Source organism: Brevibacillus sp. JB24b, from assembly GCF_051713385.1.
Classification (GTDB): domain Bacteria; phylum Bacillota; class Bacilli; order Brevibacillales; family Brevibacillaceae; genus Brevibacillus_B; species Brevibacillus_B laterosporus.
This window is the reverse complement of record NZ_JBNVQV010000001.1, coordinates 1,261,455-1,276,573: the sequence shown is the minus strand read 5'-3', so window position 1 is coordinate 1,276,573 and position 15,119 is coordinate 1,261,455. Positions and strand designations below refer to the sequence as shown.

Annotated in this window: 15 protein-coding genes; all 15 read right to left on the bottom strand. The window is 43.5% G+C overall.

Annotated elements, in window-relative coordinates:
* Positions 1-30 precede the first annotated feature (30 nt).
* A complete protein-coding gene (locus ACQV1I_RS06305) occupies positions 31-459 on the bottom strand; it encodes a DUF4280 domain-containing protein (protein ID WP_018671272.1) in 429 nt (142 codons plus the stop codon).
* On the bottom strand, positions 447-1,004 hold the full coding sequence (locus ACQV1I_RS06300) for a serine protease (protein ID WP_116333124.1): 558 nt from the start codon (positions 1,002-1,004) through the stop codon (positions 447-449). Before ACQV1I_RS06300 ends, ACQV1I_RS06305 begins: the two co-directional genes overlap by 13 nt.
* Positions 1,005-2,249, bottom strand: a complete 1,245-nt coding sequence (locus tag ACQV1I_RS06295) for a pentapeptide repeat-containing protein (protein WP_236645683.1) — start codon at positions 2,247-2,249, stop codon at positions 1,005-1,007.
* Positions 2,250-2,284: 35 nt separating this feature from the next.
* Positions 2,285-3,709, bottom strand: coding sequence for a contractile injection system protein, VgrG/Pvc8 family (locus tag ACQV1I_RS06290; protein ID WP_116333123.1), 1,425 nt, complete (start codon positions 3,707-3,709; stop codon positions 2,285-2,287).
* Positions 3,706-4,398: a hypothetical protein gene (locus ACQV1I_RS06285; RefSeq protein ID WP_236645682.1), complete on the bottom strand. Its 693-nt coding sequence runs from the start codon at positions 4,396-4,398 to the stop codon at positions 3,706-3,708. Before ACQV1I_RS06285 ends, ACQV1I_RS06290 begins: the two co-directional genes overlap by 4 nt.
* A 31-nt stretch (positions 4,399-4,429) precedes the next feature.
* A complete protein-coding gene (locus tag ACQV1I_RS06280; RefSeq protein WP_094700500.1) occupies positions 4,430-5,206 on the bottom strand; it encodes a DNA and RNA helicase in 777 nt (258 codons plus the stop codon).
* A gap of 89 nt (positions 5,207-5,295) precedes the next feature.
* A complete protein-coding gene (locus tag ACQV1I_RS06275) occupies positions 5,296-7,944 on the bottom strand; it encodes a molecular chaperone (protein ID WP_116333121.1) in 2,649 nt (882 codons plus the stop codon).
* A 26-nt stretch (positions 7,945-7,970) separates the two neighbouring features.
* Positions 7,971-8,666, bottom strand: a complete 696-nt coding sequence (locus ACQV1I_RS06270) for an iron-dependent peroxidase (protein ID WP_094700502.1) — start codon at positions 8,664-8,666, stop codon at positions 7,971-7,973.
* Positions 8,657-9,943 carry a normocyte-binding protein gene (locus tag ACQV1I_RS06265; protein WP_116333120.1) on the bottom strand — a complete coding sequence of 429 codons (1,287 nt, stop codon included), beginning with the start codon at positions 9,941-9,943 and terminating at the stop codon, positions 8,657-8,659. The genes ACQV1I_RS06270 and ACQV1I_RS06265 overlap by 10 nt, the downstream gene beginning before the upstream one ends.
* Before the next feature lie 30 nt (positions 9,944-9,973).
* Positions 9,974-11,938 (bottom strand): PP2C family serine/threonine-protein phosphatase, encoded by a 1,965-nt coding sequence (locus tag ACQV1I_RS06260; RefSeq protein ID WP_116333119.1) that lies wholly within the window; start codon positions 11,936-11,938, stop codon positions 9,974-9,976.
* A gap of 52 nt (positions 11,939-11,990) precedes the next feature.
* Complete coding sequence (locus ACQV1I_RS06255) at positions 11,991-12,839, bottom strand: PP2C family protein-serine/threonine phosphatase (RefSeq protein ID WP_116333118.1); 849 nt, start codon at positions 12,837-12,839, stop codon at positions 11,991-11,993.
* Between the two features lie 10 nt (positions 12,840-12,849).
* Positions 12,850-13,365 carry an FHA domain-containing protein gene (locus tag ACQV1I_RS06250; protein ID WP_094700506.1) on the bottom strand — a complete coding sequence of 172 codons (516 nt, stop codon included), beginning with the start codon at positions 13,363-13,365 and terminating at the stop codon, positions 12,850-12,852.
* Positions 13,366-13,399: 34 nt separating this feature from the next.
* Positions 13,400-13,960, bottom strand: coding sequence for an FHA domain-containing protein (locus ACQV1I_RS06245; RefSeq protein ID WP_116333272.1), 561 nt, complete (start codon positions 13,958-13,960; stop codon positions 13,400-13,402).
* 136 nt (positions 13,961-14,096) lie between these two features.
* Positions 14,097-14,543: a DnaJ domain-containing protein gene (locus ACQV1I_RS06240; protein WP_018671285.1), complete on the bottom strand. Its 447-nt coding sequence runs from the start codon at positions 14,541-14,543 to the stop codon at positions 14,097-14,099.
* A 93-nt stretch (positions 14,544-14,636) separates the two neighbouring features.
* Positions 14,637-15,062 carry a hypothetical protein gene (locus ACQV1I_RS06235; RefSeq protein WP_018671286.1) on the bottom strand — a complete coding sequence of 142 codons (426 nt, stop codon included), beginning with the start codon at positions 15,060-15,062 and terminating at the stop codon, positions 14,637-14,639.
* Positions 15,063-15,119 lie beyond the last annotated feature (57 nt).

The window sequence follows — 15,119 nt, the reverse complement described above, 5'->3', positions numbered from 1 at the left end:
TCCCGATGGGTGGTATGGTTTCATTCAGATTTAGTCCAATTCCTGTCCGTCGTCGATGATGCTTATCTGTCCGCCACAATGTAAGCACATGTTGGTACAATCGTTGAGCAGTACGGGCGCGTCTTCGATCAGCTTGTCCTCCTTGCCCCCAATCCATGGCATGGTAACAATCGGCATGCATGGCATACGCTTTAAATAGCCGCCATTTGCTTCCGTCGCCGCTGCTACCTCTGGATTTGCTAGGTTACCGCATCTGCCAAAGGGCATGATGTTTACATTTGGCACGAAATCATTGATGTTCATTTGCGCCTTTTCTTTCACAAATACCCCATGGCTTAGCGGGGTTTTCAATCGACTTTTTTGGGTGCCAAAGGTGCAAGTAAGGATGGCTCCTGCTACCACATAGCTCTTCTTGGCTCCTTCTCCACCTTCTACTTCCACGTCTTCTATGAGGGCCATTTCATCTCATCCTCTCTTTGGACCTCCAGCTCTACTTTTTGAAGCTGGATGCCTGTAAAATCCCGGCGCAAAATACTTTCCGCCAGTCCCAGATTGACTACAAGATGCTCTTCACGAATGCCGTCTATGCGAAAAAACGATCGTCTACCAATCTTGTTTTGATCTACTATGAGTCGTTTAATGGTATTGTCCTGATAAAACTCGGTTTTATCTGATAAGCAGTCGATACGTGGGGGTATAAACACCCAGTACAAATCCTGTCTCATCTGCTCCTGATCTGCGAGTACCACAGCCTTGCACAGCATTTTTGGTACATATTTGACCACCAGCTGTTTGAGACGATCGGACAACAAGGGAATCGGACGTTGAATAAAATCCACGTAGGTGACATGCTCTCGTTGCTGAATGGGAACCTGCAAGACCAATTCATCTAGGAGATGCACCTTTTCCTCGGTTAACATCTCTTTGGTTAGAAGGTTGGTAAGTCCCGCAGGCTCCACAGCGTCTAATATGCGATTATCTTGGGACAGAATAAAATAGCTCATCTAGGTACGCCCCTCGCTCTCTGCTTCTATCCATATAACAGTGGCTTGTTGTTGCTCGTCTAAGTTCAGATTGCCCTGATCTCGTGCTGAAAAGGATGCACCTTCTACATCCGCTCCAGTAAAATCGACAGATGCCACACTAGCCCCAACAAACACAGCCCCACGTAAATTAGCATCTGTGAAGCTGGCGTCCGTCAAATTGGTTCCAGCAAAATTCACGCCCACTAGATTGGCTCTACTAAATTGGGCTCCCGCTAAGTGAGCACCGACAAAGCTGGCTCCTGGCAAATTAGCTTCTGTAAAGGAAATTTCCCAAAAGCCTGGCATTTCCCAACTGTCTGGCTCCAACAATCCTTGAGAAGCTTGAATCCCACTGAAGTCTGCCCCTGATAGCTCACTCTGATAAAAGGTAGCTCCGAACAGGAGGCTGTAAGAGAAATCTGCCTGAGCTAGTCGCGAATGATTCCACCTTGTGCCCATTAGTACACAACCGTTGAACCGAGCGTCGGATAGATCACTATGCTCGAAACGTGAATAGCGGAAATCCAGCTCCGAATAATCTCCTTTAGACAAATCCAAACGTTCGAAAACTTCATAGGCATATTCCTGTTCGCTTCCTTCATCGATCCATTCCCTGACTGATTGGGCATCTCGTGCTCGCCGATCTATTTTATACACAACTTCGCTAACGTCCATGTATTCACCAACACGTATTTCAACAACATCCTCTGTGGATAACTCTACAAATTCCTGCGATTGAATCGCTGTCGGCAAGGCATATCTAGCTAACTGAATTACGTACTGATGAAAATGAACGGCTTCTCTTAAAGCAATTTGCTCCACGTCTGGTAGTGTAATAGCACCCATATATGCCTTACTACCGCTGTTGATTTCATCCTTCAACTGATCTAGATAGCGTAATGCCCAGCTAGCATCATATTCCGTTTGGCAAGGATTCCGATCAAAAAACCAAGAGCTATCGGTCGCCTCCACTAAATAAATGGCCCGCCCTACCGCTAATTCGGTTCGCAACAACGAAAAGGTAAGATGTCCAATCAACGGTTTGTCCTTTCGAATCTGTTCGCCACCTAGCTGCTTGCAAATCTGTTGAAAAACGATCGTCCATTCTGTAGCTAAAGCAGTTTTATTGGTCTGAAAATCCTGCTCTAGGCGCATCAATGCTCGCAGTCGTGCAGGCTCCACTACATTTGTCAAAAAATGCGGCATCGCTTCTGGCCTGTCCATTCTCTCCCTCCTCTCTTTCATTGAAGCTTAGGCAATTAGTTTGTCTTAGTCTCATTCCCCATGATCATGGTATTGCCATCCATCTTGATATTGCTCTCCTTGCAGGTTATGTTGATCTCTTCCTTAGCAGAGATAATCACCTTTTTCTCTGAGTCCATCATGATGTCTTCTTGAGAGATGATCTTGATTTTTTTCTTACTCATGATCTGAATACCGTCCTGATCGTTTAGCCTGATAAAAATCTCACCGTCTTTAGCAGTGATCACGATCTCACTAGGGCTCATCATGAGCTCCTTGCCATTCGGTGTACGGAAATATTTAATATCCGGATTTCCTAGCTTATTATTCTGAGCCTCTCCCGCATCCTGACGAACGGAGCTACTAGCGACTCCATCTCCTTCTTTATTGCCAGGAAAATAGACACGCACGTGGTCATTAAGCTCTGGCATACAATACCAGCCGCTGTTTCCTTCTGCGGTATAAACCGAGGAATATGGGAACCAATGCGCTTCACTCTTGTTCTGGCTCTCGTCGATCGAGAGGTGCACCTTCACCGTATCCTTGGCAATCTCAATGACCTTTCCTTGCACCGAGGCTCCGACGATTTTCGAGTTAAAAAGCTTGTTTTGGCTCATTCCTTTTTTGGTGCAAAGCGTGTAAACATGCTTTAATAATCCCTTTTTCATTTCTGTATAGGCTTCCGCCACAAACAGCGTTTTTCCTAGAAATTGTACCCCGTGTCCTACCTCTAGCACTTTGTCCGATTCCACTTCATAGTAGATAAAATCATTCTCCTGAATACCTGGGATATGATTCTCTGAGGAGTGCCTGAAAGCAGACATGCGTTTTTTTACGCTATAGTGGAAATCCTCCAATTTGCCCTTGGAACCACCCTCTGGCATTCCGAAATAAAACTTAGGCTTATCAAAAATGGAAGCTGGCGCGAGACCTGCATTGAATCGAGAGGCCATTCGCTTGAGGAACTGCCAATCCGTCTCGTCATATTGCATGGTAAATTCTCCGAGCTTACCACCTTTGGATACACTGTCCATTACATCTAGTCCAGGGTAGTCGGCAGCAATCTGTTTGATTAGCGCGGAGTAGGTCATATTTTTATTTTGAAAGGAACGTTTTTTACGCTTAATATCCAGCTTGTAGGAATGCGAAACCGCCTCGACCTGCATATAATAGATGCCCCGTACTGCTTTAATTTCAATATGGAGAACGAGTCCGTTAAAGATAGGCGTACTTCCGCCCTTTTCGTCAATCTGGCTGATCGTAAGCGGCGTCTCGGCTTGTGTCATTTCCACGTAGCTGTCTTTTAGCTCCTCTGGCACAATACCCGTAAAGGTTACTTTGGCATGCTCATTGATCGTTTTGGTCATGACTAGCTCTTGTAGGTTGACTAATTGATAAGGGGAAACCTGGAGATTGTGATACGCAATTACCGTTGAACTCACTCTTCCTCTCCTCCTTTTTGGTCACTATGGATGACTAACGCTTCCATCATGCCTCGGGCTACAAGCCGCCAGTCCTCCATCTCATCTTCTATGCAGTTGAACGTACACAGCAAAGCCTTACCATCTAGCTCCGTAAAAAACATAAAATTATAGAGATTAACATTGTAGGCTGGAGTCAAAAATTCGCAGTAGCCAATCGGTTTTCCATTCACTTCTTTTACACCATCTCCATGCCATTGAAGAAGCTTCTGCGTCTTACGCAATAGCTGCACCATGGCAGCTGTAAACTCTTCCATTTCGGCATCCGTCAATCGAGTTGGGGTGTGATTAATCGCTACATTAATGGAACCACTGCTATTGGTAAAAATCAGGGTAGGCCTGCGTTCTGAAGGGTATTTTATTGCCGCCATCTCAGGCGTCATTGGGGTAAAAGCTTTTGGCATCGGGATGCTTATTTTTTCCTCTAACAAACTACGCTCTGCAAATGAAATCATCTCACCGTCAATCTTTACTAACGATTTCCGCAGATCGCACGCCCACTTGTGATCTAATTCCTGCACCTTTTCCGACTGCACATCTGGTCCTTGTTCGTCCTTTTTCTCATCCTGCTCCTGTAACATCGCGATAATCTTCTCGTCCATATGCTCCATAACAGCCACCATCCTTTCCTTGTCCGTGCATGATTGCATGTACCTTCCCTACCTACTAGACTCTTTGTTGTTAGTCCACAATCATTCGGTGAAAACCACCCTGACGCAAATCGGCTCTTGCTTTGCCTCCACCTCGTACTTCATCTAAAATGCGTCCCAAATATTTATGAATCTGTCCATTGCTGTACTCCTTAAACCCCGTACCCAATCGGTTGGCGAGATAGGTAAGGATGACCTCCCGATTAACTGTCCCTTCGTTAAGACATAGCAGAGCAAAACTAATATCAAACGCTGTCAGATTCGTTCCTTTCACTAGCTCTCTAGCAAAATGGCGCATGATGGTCGGGGCAAGCGTACTTTGTGATTCACTTGCATAGGGAACATGAATTGTGATAAACGTGTTGTATTCTGTAGCCAAATCTACAAAGCTCTGGTATTCAGAGCGTAGCTTGGCGCCTTCCTTTAGCTTAAAACGACCTAATTCTAGTTCGTTCTGACCAAGCTCCACCTGTTCATCCAGCACAATTTCCGAACTGTTAATCGTGAAGTCGCTGTCTGTCATCTGTTCATGAAACCTGATTTTGACCACGGTTTCTCGATTGTTGGCTTGATACATAAGCTCATGCTCTTTCTTTAATACATACAAGCGCCCGGAATGCTTCACGATCCCCGGAGTGATGGTGATACTTTGCTCTCCAATACGTATTTCTGATCCAGTAATGATCCCATCTGAATACTCTTTGTATTGAATATCGAAAAAATCACGAGGGTAATCTCGAAGATTGGCAAGCATGTCTGTTTTTAAGATGCGGCCTTTATTAAAATTGGGATACAGATGGGTAAACAAGTGGCGACCTCCTTTATGCATGCCGTGGTTGTTACTGCAAGCTGTCTGACAAGGACAAGCGATTTATACTTGTCCGATTCTTCCCCCACTTACTTTAGGCCGTCAAAAAAATCCAGCTCAGACAGGTCGTTTTCAAACGCAAAGAACTGTTTCTTACCGAGATAAAGCTGTTCGTTTTGCCTTGCAACTGGCACTACGTAGAAGCCCCAGCTCTTTTCATCTGTAAAAACAAAGAATTTAACTTCCCCATTAATGATTGAATCTGTATCATCCTGCGGGATTTTACCTGGATAGATGCTTGCGATCTGCTCGTAGACCATCTGTTTATAGCTCTCAGGCTGATTGATAAACACGTAGTGATGCCGTGGATTTCCTTTCGCATCCTTTAAATAGAACTGAATCTCTCTAACAGCAATTGGGCGTGAAATAAAGCCCTGTACCTGATTGGCTCGCTCTAAGCTGTTGATTAACGTTTTTTCATGCTGATTATGGGTAAATGCGCTCACCGAATAAGGAATGATTGGTGCGTGGTTCGTGATGCTTGCCTCGATGAACCCAGATTTTTTAGCACTCAGATAACGAAGAGAGCCGCGTAAACATGCCAGCTTGAGGTCAGATACCTTGCCCGTTTCCTCTATTTTTTGCTTAAATTCAATACTGCGCCCCGGCACAAATTCTTTTAACGCTTCACGAAACACATCGATACGGCAGGATTGACCTGTTAATTTAATGATGGAAAAGTCTTGTAAGCGTCCATCTTGGTAATATTCATCCAAAAACTTACGCACAATCTCATAGATGTCTGCACGGATCAGCTGGCTGATTTCCCTGATGGTAAATACCACATTGGGGAATTCGTACTCCTCTCGAAACACTCCCTGATGAAGGACAGAGAGGAACCAGCGATCCATTTTTGTGATTTTTAAATCATTGTCCGAATCCTCGCTGGCGGCAGACTGGAATCGATTTCGTAGGATACCCGTCCTGCGGAAGAACTCTTTTTTCATGTTCTCAGCTAGCTCCCACAGGAAGTAAAAGTTGTTGCGCACGCGGTGATATTCTTCACGTGAGCGATTTTCGTACAGCTTAAATTGTGTCGGAATAAACCGATCTGCCTCCAGATAGCTTGCCTCGAAGTTTTCGTAGACAGCCCCTACACCATATTCATCCACATAGCGATATAGATCGGTAGCTGGGATAGGAATCAGTTCATCTATATCTGTGTTCATTCGTCTTTTCGTATAGTAATTGGCAAAAACAATCTTCATAAATTGCATAATACGATAGGTGATGTTATTGCCGCCAAAGTTGGTATCACCATTCTCATAGGTTGTATGTATATCAATCTTGTAGGAAATATGCCCATCTAAAATGGAAAACTGGCAGGAGGACAGATCAGTGGTACCTCCTCCACAATCAATGACCAATGCCCTATATTCCTCGCCATCCAGGAATCGATTTTTCTCAATCTGATCGGCTATGGTATTGTAGAGTACCGCCATGCCCTCATCCAATGCATCCTTTGCTTCAATCTGGTACTGAGGTAAAATCTCATGAAACATTTCAATAAATTGTGTTTTTAATTTGACTGGACTTGAGATATGCAAGTGGGTGAAACGGCATTTAAACTGATGCTCGGCCATTTCCACAATATAGGTCAGGAAGCCGCGTAGGATGTCGCTTCGTTTGACATAAGCTGTGTTGCCTTCCATATCAACTATTTCTTCTGTCTTCGTGTAAGCATTTACCCATCTTTTTAGACCTTGGAATTGAGAGGATTGACTGCTGAAGCCATTCTTTTTGCGATGGGAGAGAGCTTCATAGCCGAAATGGTACTGAATATCCTCTTGATCTCGACAGTCTGCTACACTAACGATCGTTGGCACAACCGCGACCCAATCGATCGTCTGCTCTGTCTCATCAGGAAATTTTACGTAATTAATCTCATTCAGGCGTATTTGTCCATTTAATAAATCATGGCTTGAGGGCGTAGAAATATATTCGCTATCCAGATAGGCTCCTGCGGTTGTATTAGATGTCCCAAAATCGATTGCCAGTACAGCACCCGTCTCTTCTAACTCGCAAATTTCCAAATCTGTCACAGGAACCTTGCAATAGTGGAGGCTGGCTGGTAACAAAGGGCCATCCTGATAGTAGGCTCTATACAGGTATTCCGAATCCTGCTTTCTAAAGAACAACAGGCTATAATTTTGATTAACCGTTCGCCGTAGCTCCGTGTTGCGATCCATTGCTAAGTAATAAAGCTCTGGTTGCGACTCATACTTTTTCAGATGCAGGACCCCACATAATTCCATGCTGTCATTGATCAGTAACACATTAGACTCTTGCAGACCGATCGCTTCTACTAGGTATTGATCCAATTTGTCTACCTTTAGTCCACGGTACAAAGAGATTTTGGCTGGAACTTTGATTCTTACCTGATCAGATAGGGGCGTTTTTAAATACGCATGGATCGCTTCCTCGATCCGCTGGAAGCCACCCTTATGAAAGCCTCGAATCAATAAGCTGCCCACTGATCCACGGAATTTTAGGATCGTATCGATCAAAGCCTCCCGATCAAGTTTATTGGCAACCCCTTCGACTAATCGCTCCGTATAACAAATGTTACGCAATTGGAAGGTGGTCATATCCTCCAGCTCTTCTCGCGAGTATCTGATCAATAAGCGACTTCTATCTCGCCCTTTGTCCGTATGCAATCTATACGAATATCCGTTCATTGTTTTCTGTCCTCCTTGCTTGTCGGTCAGTAAAGAGCGATGTAGTCCACTTGCATCGTTTCTTCCACTTCCATAATGCCAAAATGATAGCTCCAGTATAGTTCCGTGGAAAAACGAACGGGCAAAAACAAATCCTTAATCAATTCAATCTTAGCCCGAGCGATCGGTGTTTCTGGTTGACCGATATAAAACAACAGCTCATCCTTCTCCTCGCAATTTGCGTATATCGTGGAGCGAGTAAATACCTTTTTGGTTGTGTCTTTTAATAAATAAACAGCTTCACCTGTCTCATATAAACGCAAAAGATTACTAGCTATCATTTCCCGTTCCTCTCGGGTAAACAGGTATATGTTCTCTTTCACACTGCTCCCAAACACGCCTGCCTCTAAATCCTTTTGCAAAAACCGGATATAATACTCCCGCTTGTTCATGCCTTGCATTAAATCAATCTCTGCTAAAAAATGAATGAGAATATCAAACAAGCTATTGCGAAGCTCTACATCCGTCTCAATATTTGGGTCAAATAAATCCCTAAAAATTTCGTAAAAACGATAATAGGGATTGATTTCAATGGTTTGCTCGATCTCTTTTGCATTCAGATCTTCCAGACTAAGCTCCATGTAGGGCGAAAAGACCTTGGCCGGAGTAAACTGGACACGTTTTTTCTCTATACCGGATCGCTCCGCCTTTATTAGCAAATCCCAAATGTAATTCAAGCCCATTCTCCTTCACACTTGTATTCAGGAAAGCTCATCTGTACTTCTGAAACAAGAAAGCTCATGAGATCATGCAAAATAAAGGAGGTATTACTAAGAGTAGAGCGATGTCGGAAGCGCAAGCGCATGATTTTTTTATCCCGTTCCACCCTGACATTATCGCTAATAAACGGATTCATCTCATAGGTATGCCCTCTTGTCCTTTGATCCTCTTGAATATCAACCTCTACCAGCTCCAACTTATCTGATGCTTCAAATGAGTGAACAATTCGGATGATTTCTCCTTTTGCTCGTACAATCATTGCCTGCTTACGAGCATAACGAGCCAGGAAGCTATCGATGCGCTTATTTGAAACAAGTGGATATTCCAGCTTGCCAATTTTAGATTCCACTGGCTGCATGATCTTCAGTACGTCCCATATCCCTGCCTTTTCTTGAGGTGAAACAATGGTCAGCTCGTCATGAGACCGTTTAATGTAGCGAATATTCTCTTCTTCCCCATCCACCAAATATCCGTGATCAGTACCCGTTTTCCGCAACGACAAAACATGCTCAAAATTAACCCGATCCATAGCCGGGGTCGGAAATCCGCTATTTTTAAGCTGAAGACGCTGTATATTCCACAACGGAATCTTGTCCAACTGTTTATGGCTCTCCCATTCCTCCAGATCGACCGTAATCTCCAGAATCTCTTCTGTTTCATCCAATTCCTCTTCACAGCCTGTTAAAATAACATCAAAAAATTTATAAGCAAAGGGATTGTTTACAGTCTTCCACGGTACACCATTCTTTTGAAAAACCGTATAAAGCTGTTCAATCTGTTTCATATAAGTGCGATTTTGCTCTAATCGGACATGGATTGACTTGGTCTTAGTTGCTGTAGTCAGCTTGCCTGAAAAAACGCGTTTATTATTCAATAGCGGTTTGATCGTAGGGTAATCACATTGCAAAAAAAGAGTAAACAGTCTTGCTTCTTCCTTGTTGTTCAATTGGGTAAGTAGACTGTTCATATCACAGGTTTTATTCAATGTATCTTCAGGTAGCATCGGGTATAAAAAATCATGGATTGGGTCCCAGTCATCTTTGGAGCAAATGGTGACGTACACATCATGTTTCTCCTGTTGATCTTCCAGCTCGCCAAACACCCGTTTCTCCAATTTACTGTTCATCTCTTCCTGGTATTCAACGAGATTCACGAACACGCCAGTCATAAGTTGCTTTAGCATGCGGCGTTGTTCTAAATCCTCCAGTTTGTTTAAGCGATCCAGAATAATATCTTTCATGTCGATGTGAGGCCTCCTTTCCGTCAGAAATTACTGGTGCGGATTGATCACAGCTGACGCTGGTTTTTGGTCATCGGCTGGTGGTATATGCGATGCTTGAGCTTGCTTGGGAACTTGCTCTGAATCAACCGTTTTTGGGGTTGCCTTCTGCGAAGACTGCTGTGCTTCGTTTGTTTGTTGCTCCAACGGTGGTGGTACAGACTCTGGCGATGTCTCAGCTGTTTTAGGTACTGCTTGCTGTGGGGTCTGTGCCGGTTGTGACTGTTGTGTAGCTGGTGCAGGTGGTGGGGTAGTTGGTGCTTGTCCCGACTGTTGCCCCGCTGCTGGTGTAGAAGCTGCTCTTGATCCTTGTTTCACAGGTGGTACTGGCGTCTGTTCAGCTGCTTGTCCTGAGGTTGGTGCCAGAACCTGACCTCCAGCTGGTTGCTGGTCCCCTCCATTTGCAGCAGGAACAGGCAACGGATTTAATAACCCATCCACCTTGGTAATTTTACGCTCTATACCTAGAGCTTTTTCCATCATTCCAGCTTCCTGATAAATGGACTGCGCCTGCAAATAAGCACCTAATGCTCCTTCTAAATCCTTCTCCGCCAGCAGACGATCTCCATCCTTCTCCATTTTCTCGCCTTCTAATTGCTGTGTACCTTTTTCCACACCCATATGTTTAAGTTGAGTTTCATCTATTTTAGTCTTAATCTCTTTTTGTCCCTCCGTATAGGAGGCATTGATGGCCGCAAGCTTTGCCTGTTGATACATCTCCATGGCACCTGTATAATCCTCATTGCTAGCTCGCAAATCGCCTTCCTTGATCAAAAGCTGTACCTGGGCTATTTTCTCTGCTTGATCGATCTTTTCTTGAATCTCTTTCTTGTCAAACTCCTTATGATTTTTCGCTTCTTCCAATGCTTTTTTATAGCTCTCCACCGCTTGTTTCAATTTCCCATCTTTTACAAACTTATCTCCATTCACGATTAGCTCGGTAATTTTCAATTTTTTGCTCAACAATTGTTTATATATCTTGTCATCTATCCGTTTCGATGCATTACGCGCCTCACTATATTCTAAGAGCGCTTTATCATAATCCTTTTCTGAAACATAGGCATCCGCACTTTTCTCATGCTCGTAAATACTAGCCACATTTTCTGCAAAGCGTTCTGCTGCACGCACCTTCATATACACCAATCCACCTACAAGCAAAAGGACCGGTATGCCGATAAATAAGGCTGTTTTAATCTTTTTCCAACGTTTTTTTGGGTCTTCTTTAAACACTTTATTAGCATAAATAGACGCTATCGTATAATTATGAATCACTTGTTTTTGTTTACTTAATAACACTTCTTCCAGTTGATCAGCCATCTCTTCTGGACCCTTTGCTTCTTCAAGGGTTTCTAGCATTTCCGAGCAGCTAACCTCTTCCCAAGCTCCAGGCGTGCACAGCATCATCACATCTCCATCAGATAGTAAAATCTTTTTGGACACATATGGTTCAAAAAAATCTGGCTTCCCTAAATAAGAAAGGAGATTGTGTCGTTCTTCGTGTCTATCTATCGCTGCCAAAGAGATTTGCTCCTCATCAGCCATCTGCTGGGCAAGTGACTGATCATGGCTTCTCGTTTGCAAGCGCCCATGCCGAAAGTGGTACAATCTCGCATTGCCTGCCACTGCCCAAATGATTTTGCTATAATCGGTGACAACAATCATAATGCTAGATTTTAATCGGACTCTTGTACTTTCTTCCTTTAGCCAGTTATGGGCATTGAGTAAGTATTTTTTTAGTCTACGCCGAGACATTGTGGGCTTATCTAAAAAGCTTTGTAAAATGCTTTGCACCGCCATCTCCGCACTTTTTACTTCTTTATCTGTGTCAATGCCGTCGGCAATGACCCAGCAAGCTACATCATCTAGTTCTACAAAAGCAAAATAATCCCGATTCTCTATAAAAGTGCCTGCTTCGGAAACGAAACTGGTCTGAAAATTGCTGTTTTCCTTCCTCATCCGTACCTCCGCTTCTCCTTCGCTACCAAAGGCTTAACCAGTCGCTTTCGTCTTACCAGCCTTGCTCTAAAATAATGACAGTAGCGTTATCTTGATTGCGTAATTGCTTGCGTTCAATCTCTGTCACCATCTCTTCTGCTGCGTCATATGGAGATGTGGCATTCATTAAAACCTGCTCCATTTCCACTTCGGAGAGCGTGTTGTATACACCGTCACTCAACAAAATGACCTTGTCTTTCTTTTTCAACAGAAACGGCTCGTTGCAAATCTCCATATTTTGAAACTGCTCATAGCCTAAATAATTGATCAGGCGCTTGCGCATCGGGTTACTTGTTGCTTGTTCCTTGGTAATCTCCCCTGACAGATAGCGTTCCTCTAGCACGGATTCCAAAATGTGCTTATGGTTCATTTTGATAAACTCCCCATCTCGAAACACCATGATACTGCTATCCCCTACAGCGCCCCAATAGAGCTTATCCTTTGTTACCACGGCTGCTACAAGCGTGGTACCGCCATTTGATCCCCCGATTTGTTGCACAATTTCCGCATTGCTTTTACGAGCAGCTTTTGTAAAAAAAGAAGTAATATTTTGTACATCGTCCAGATTCAAAAATTCGCGCATAAAGAGCGTAACAGCCAGTGTGCTAGACATCCGTCCATGTGAAAGCCCGCTAATCCCATCCGCTAAAACAGCCAATGTGCCAATAGGAGTCGTCGCCGTCGAAAAGTAGTCGTCTTGTTCATCTCGATTGCCGATCGTTTGACCGTTTCCGATCTGTATGCCCGGTTCTTTAACAGGAGCCATCAGATTCTGGCGTATCATAAAGAGCAATAGCATAAACGTAAAGGCTGCTAGCACAAAAAAATACGGCGTGAGTTCCTGTCCTTCCAGCATGTTCATCAACCTACCCTCAATTGGTTTCCCATTCAAAATGGACGCCGCACAACGGGATAAAGATAAATTTGCTTTGACCAAGCTGAATGACATCATACGCTGTTAGCTCCACTGGGGAAAAAACAGCCTCATTGTTGTGATAAGCAAGTCCAGACGCATCTCCTGGCAATAGAAAAAAGTTGCGCTTTTTCGGATCATAGACAATGACCGCATGATTGCGTCTAGAGATGGCGTTATCACCAATAATGCGAATATGCATCTCTTCTGAGCGTCCAATGAAATTCTTTTCTGCCATTATTCGATAATCCTGTCCCTGCTGTGGTCCTTCGATACAAACTAACCAGCCTGTCACAGGCTCAATGCCTGTTGTCTCTCCCAAATAAGGCATGGTCTTTTCTTCATCGACTGGGCGCACTTGACTCTTGTTGTCTCCCCGTGCTGCTTGCTCTACAACTATATTGCAATAGGGGCATGTATTACCGTGCTTTCTTGTGCTAAACATATGGCCATTCGTACATCTCGTTAAACTCATTTTTGGTCATCCCCCATGTGATTAGTAGCAACCTTTATTTCACTAAGATACGTGTATTTGCTATGTAAATCAGATCGTTTATATCAATCTGTTGTTGCGTTTCGACCTCTACTTTATTCGTTCGTTTGCTATTCGCTTTTTTAATTCCGATCCCATTATGAGAATCATTGTCCTCAATGAACCAGGTCCCTCCAACGTGGTTAAGCACTGCATGGTGGGTACTGATAAGCGATGCATATTCCGTATCTGATAGATCTATATCAACCTCGCCATTGCGGGAGTTCTTTCCGATCACCAAAGAGGTTTCCCCCTGTATATACCACTCTTTCACTCTTTCGCCGTCTTCATCCAGTAGGACTAATTTTGTTATACCTGCTTGCTGCTTACTTGATTGTTTAGGTAGCCGCTTCTGATTTTTTTGTGTAGTAATTCCAAAAATAAGGAAAGCAATTCCTAACAGACTAACCATCCATTTCATTACTGGGTCTGATTGAATGCCAAACGTAAAATATAAAATATTAATTGCAATGACAAAGAGAAGCACATCAATGATTATGATCCAAATGGAACGGTACTTTTTTGCTTTTTCTTGCACATTCTCAACCTCCATTAACTGGTGTTCTCCACTCCATTCCGATCGTTACCTATAAAGAAAAAAGGCTCCATACCTTGAAAGTTGTATGTCCACTGACATCAAATCACCCACAAAGAGAGGAGCAAGCACTTCCACCTTATTTTTTTCGCGGTCCAAAATAGCTTTGAAAGATCGCTGAGGCATCCAGAGGATTTTTAGAAGATGATCCGTTTTTATGAAGATTCCCTTTTTTATCTTTTGGATTAAAGCCAAAGAATTGTGAGAAATTACGCTCCATATCTCTTGGATCAAAACCCTGATATCCTTGTGTTGTCCTGCGTTCTGTAGATTTCTGGCCTGTTCCTTGGGTGGATGTAGCCCTCTTTTGTGTCCGCTGATCCAATTTCGCATCGTACGCTGCCCGTGATTCCTCGCTTTTTAACACCGTATAAGCTTCATGTACTTCCTTGAAACGTTGTTCCGCCTCACTACTCCCTGCATTCACATCGGGATGATATTTTTTTGCTAACTGTCGATACGCCTTTTTCAATTCCGCTTCAGAGGCATGTTTGGAAACACCAAGTATGTCATAGTAATTTTTCATTATCTCTTTCCCCCTAAAGGATGAGACAAAATTTTAAGAGGCTTTGAACCTCTTAAAATTTTATCCTCCTCCGATAGCCTACAAGACTATCAATTAAACGGCATAGCCGCCTTCAATTTTGGTAAGCTCGGTTTTGTCTTTTTTCTGTTTGATGTATAGAGTGAACTCCCCAACACCTTCTGTATCGCCAAAACGCTCTGTGTAATCTACCACAAAAGCATTTGGCATGTGGATTTTGCGCACTACTTGATCAGCCGCAATTACTTCTAGTGTTACTTTTCTGTAGCAATCCGCTTTTTCAGCAGGTACTAGAGACCATAGAGCTAGTTTCATTGTGTCATCAGCGCTATCACCATCGGTAGATGTAATGATTTTACCGGTTAGGCGTAGTGTAGCTCCTACATCTGTTGATCTAGCATTGGAATCATCCGGAGTGTCAGTGTCATACACAACTGTTTGGATGTTATCCAAACCTAGTTCAATTGTTTCTGCACCTTCAACTTTTAGTCGAAAACCCATAAATAAAACCTCCTTAGAATTAGAAAAAATGGCTCTCACGCCCGATTTAGATTTAGG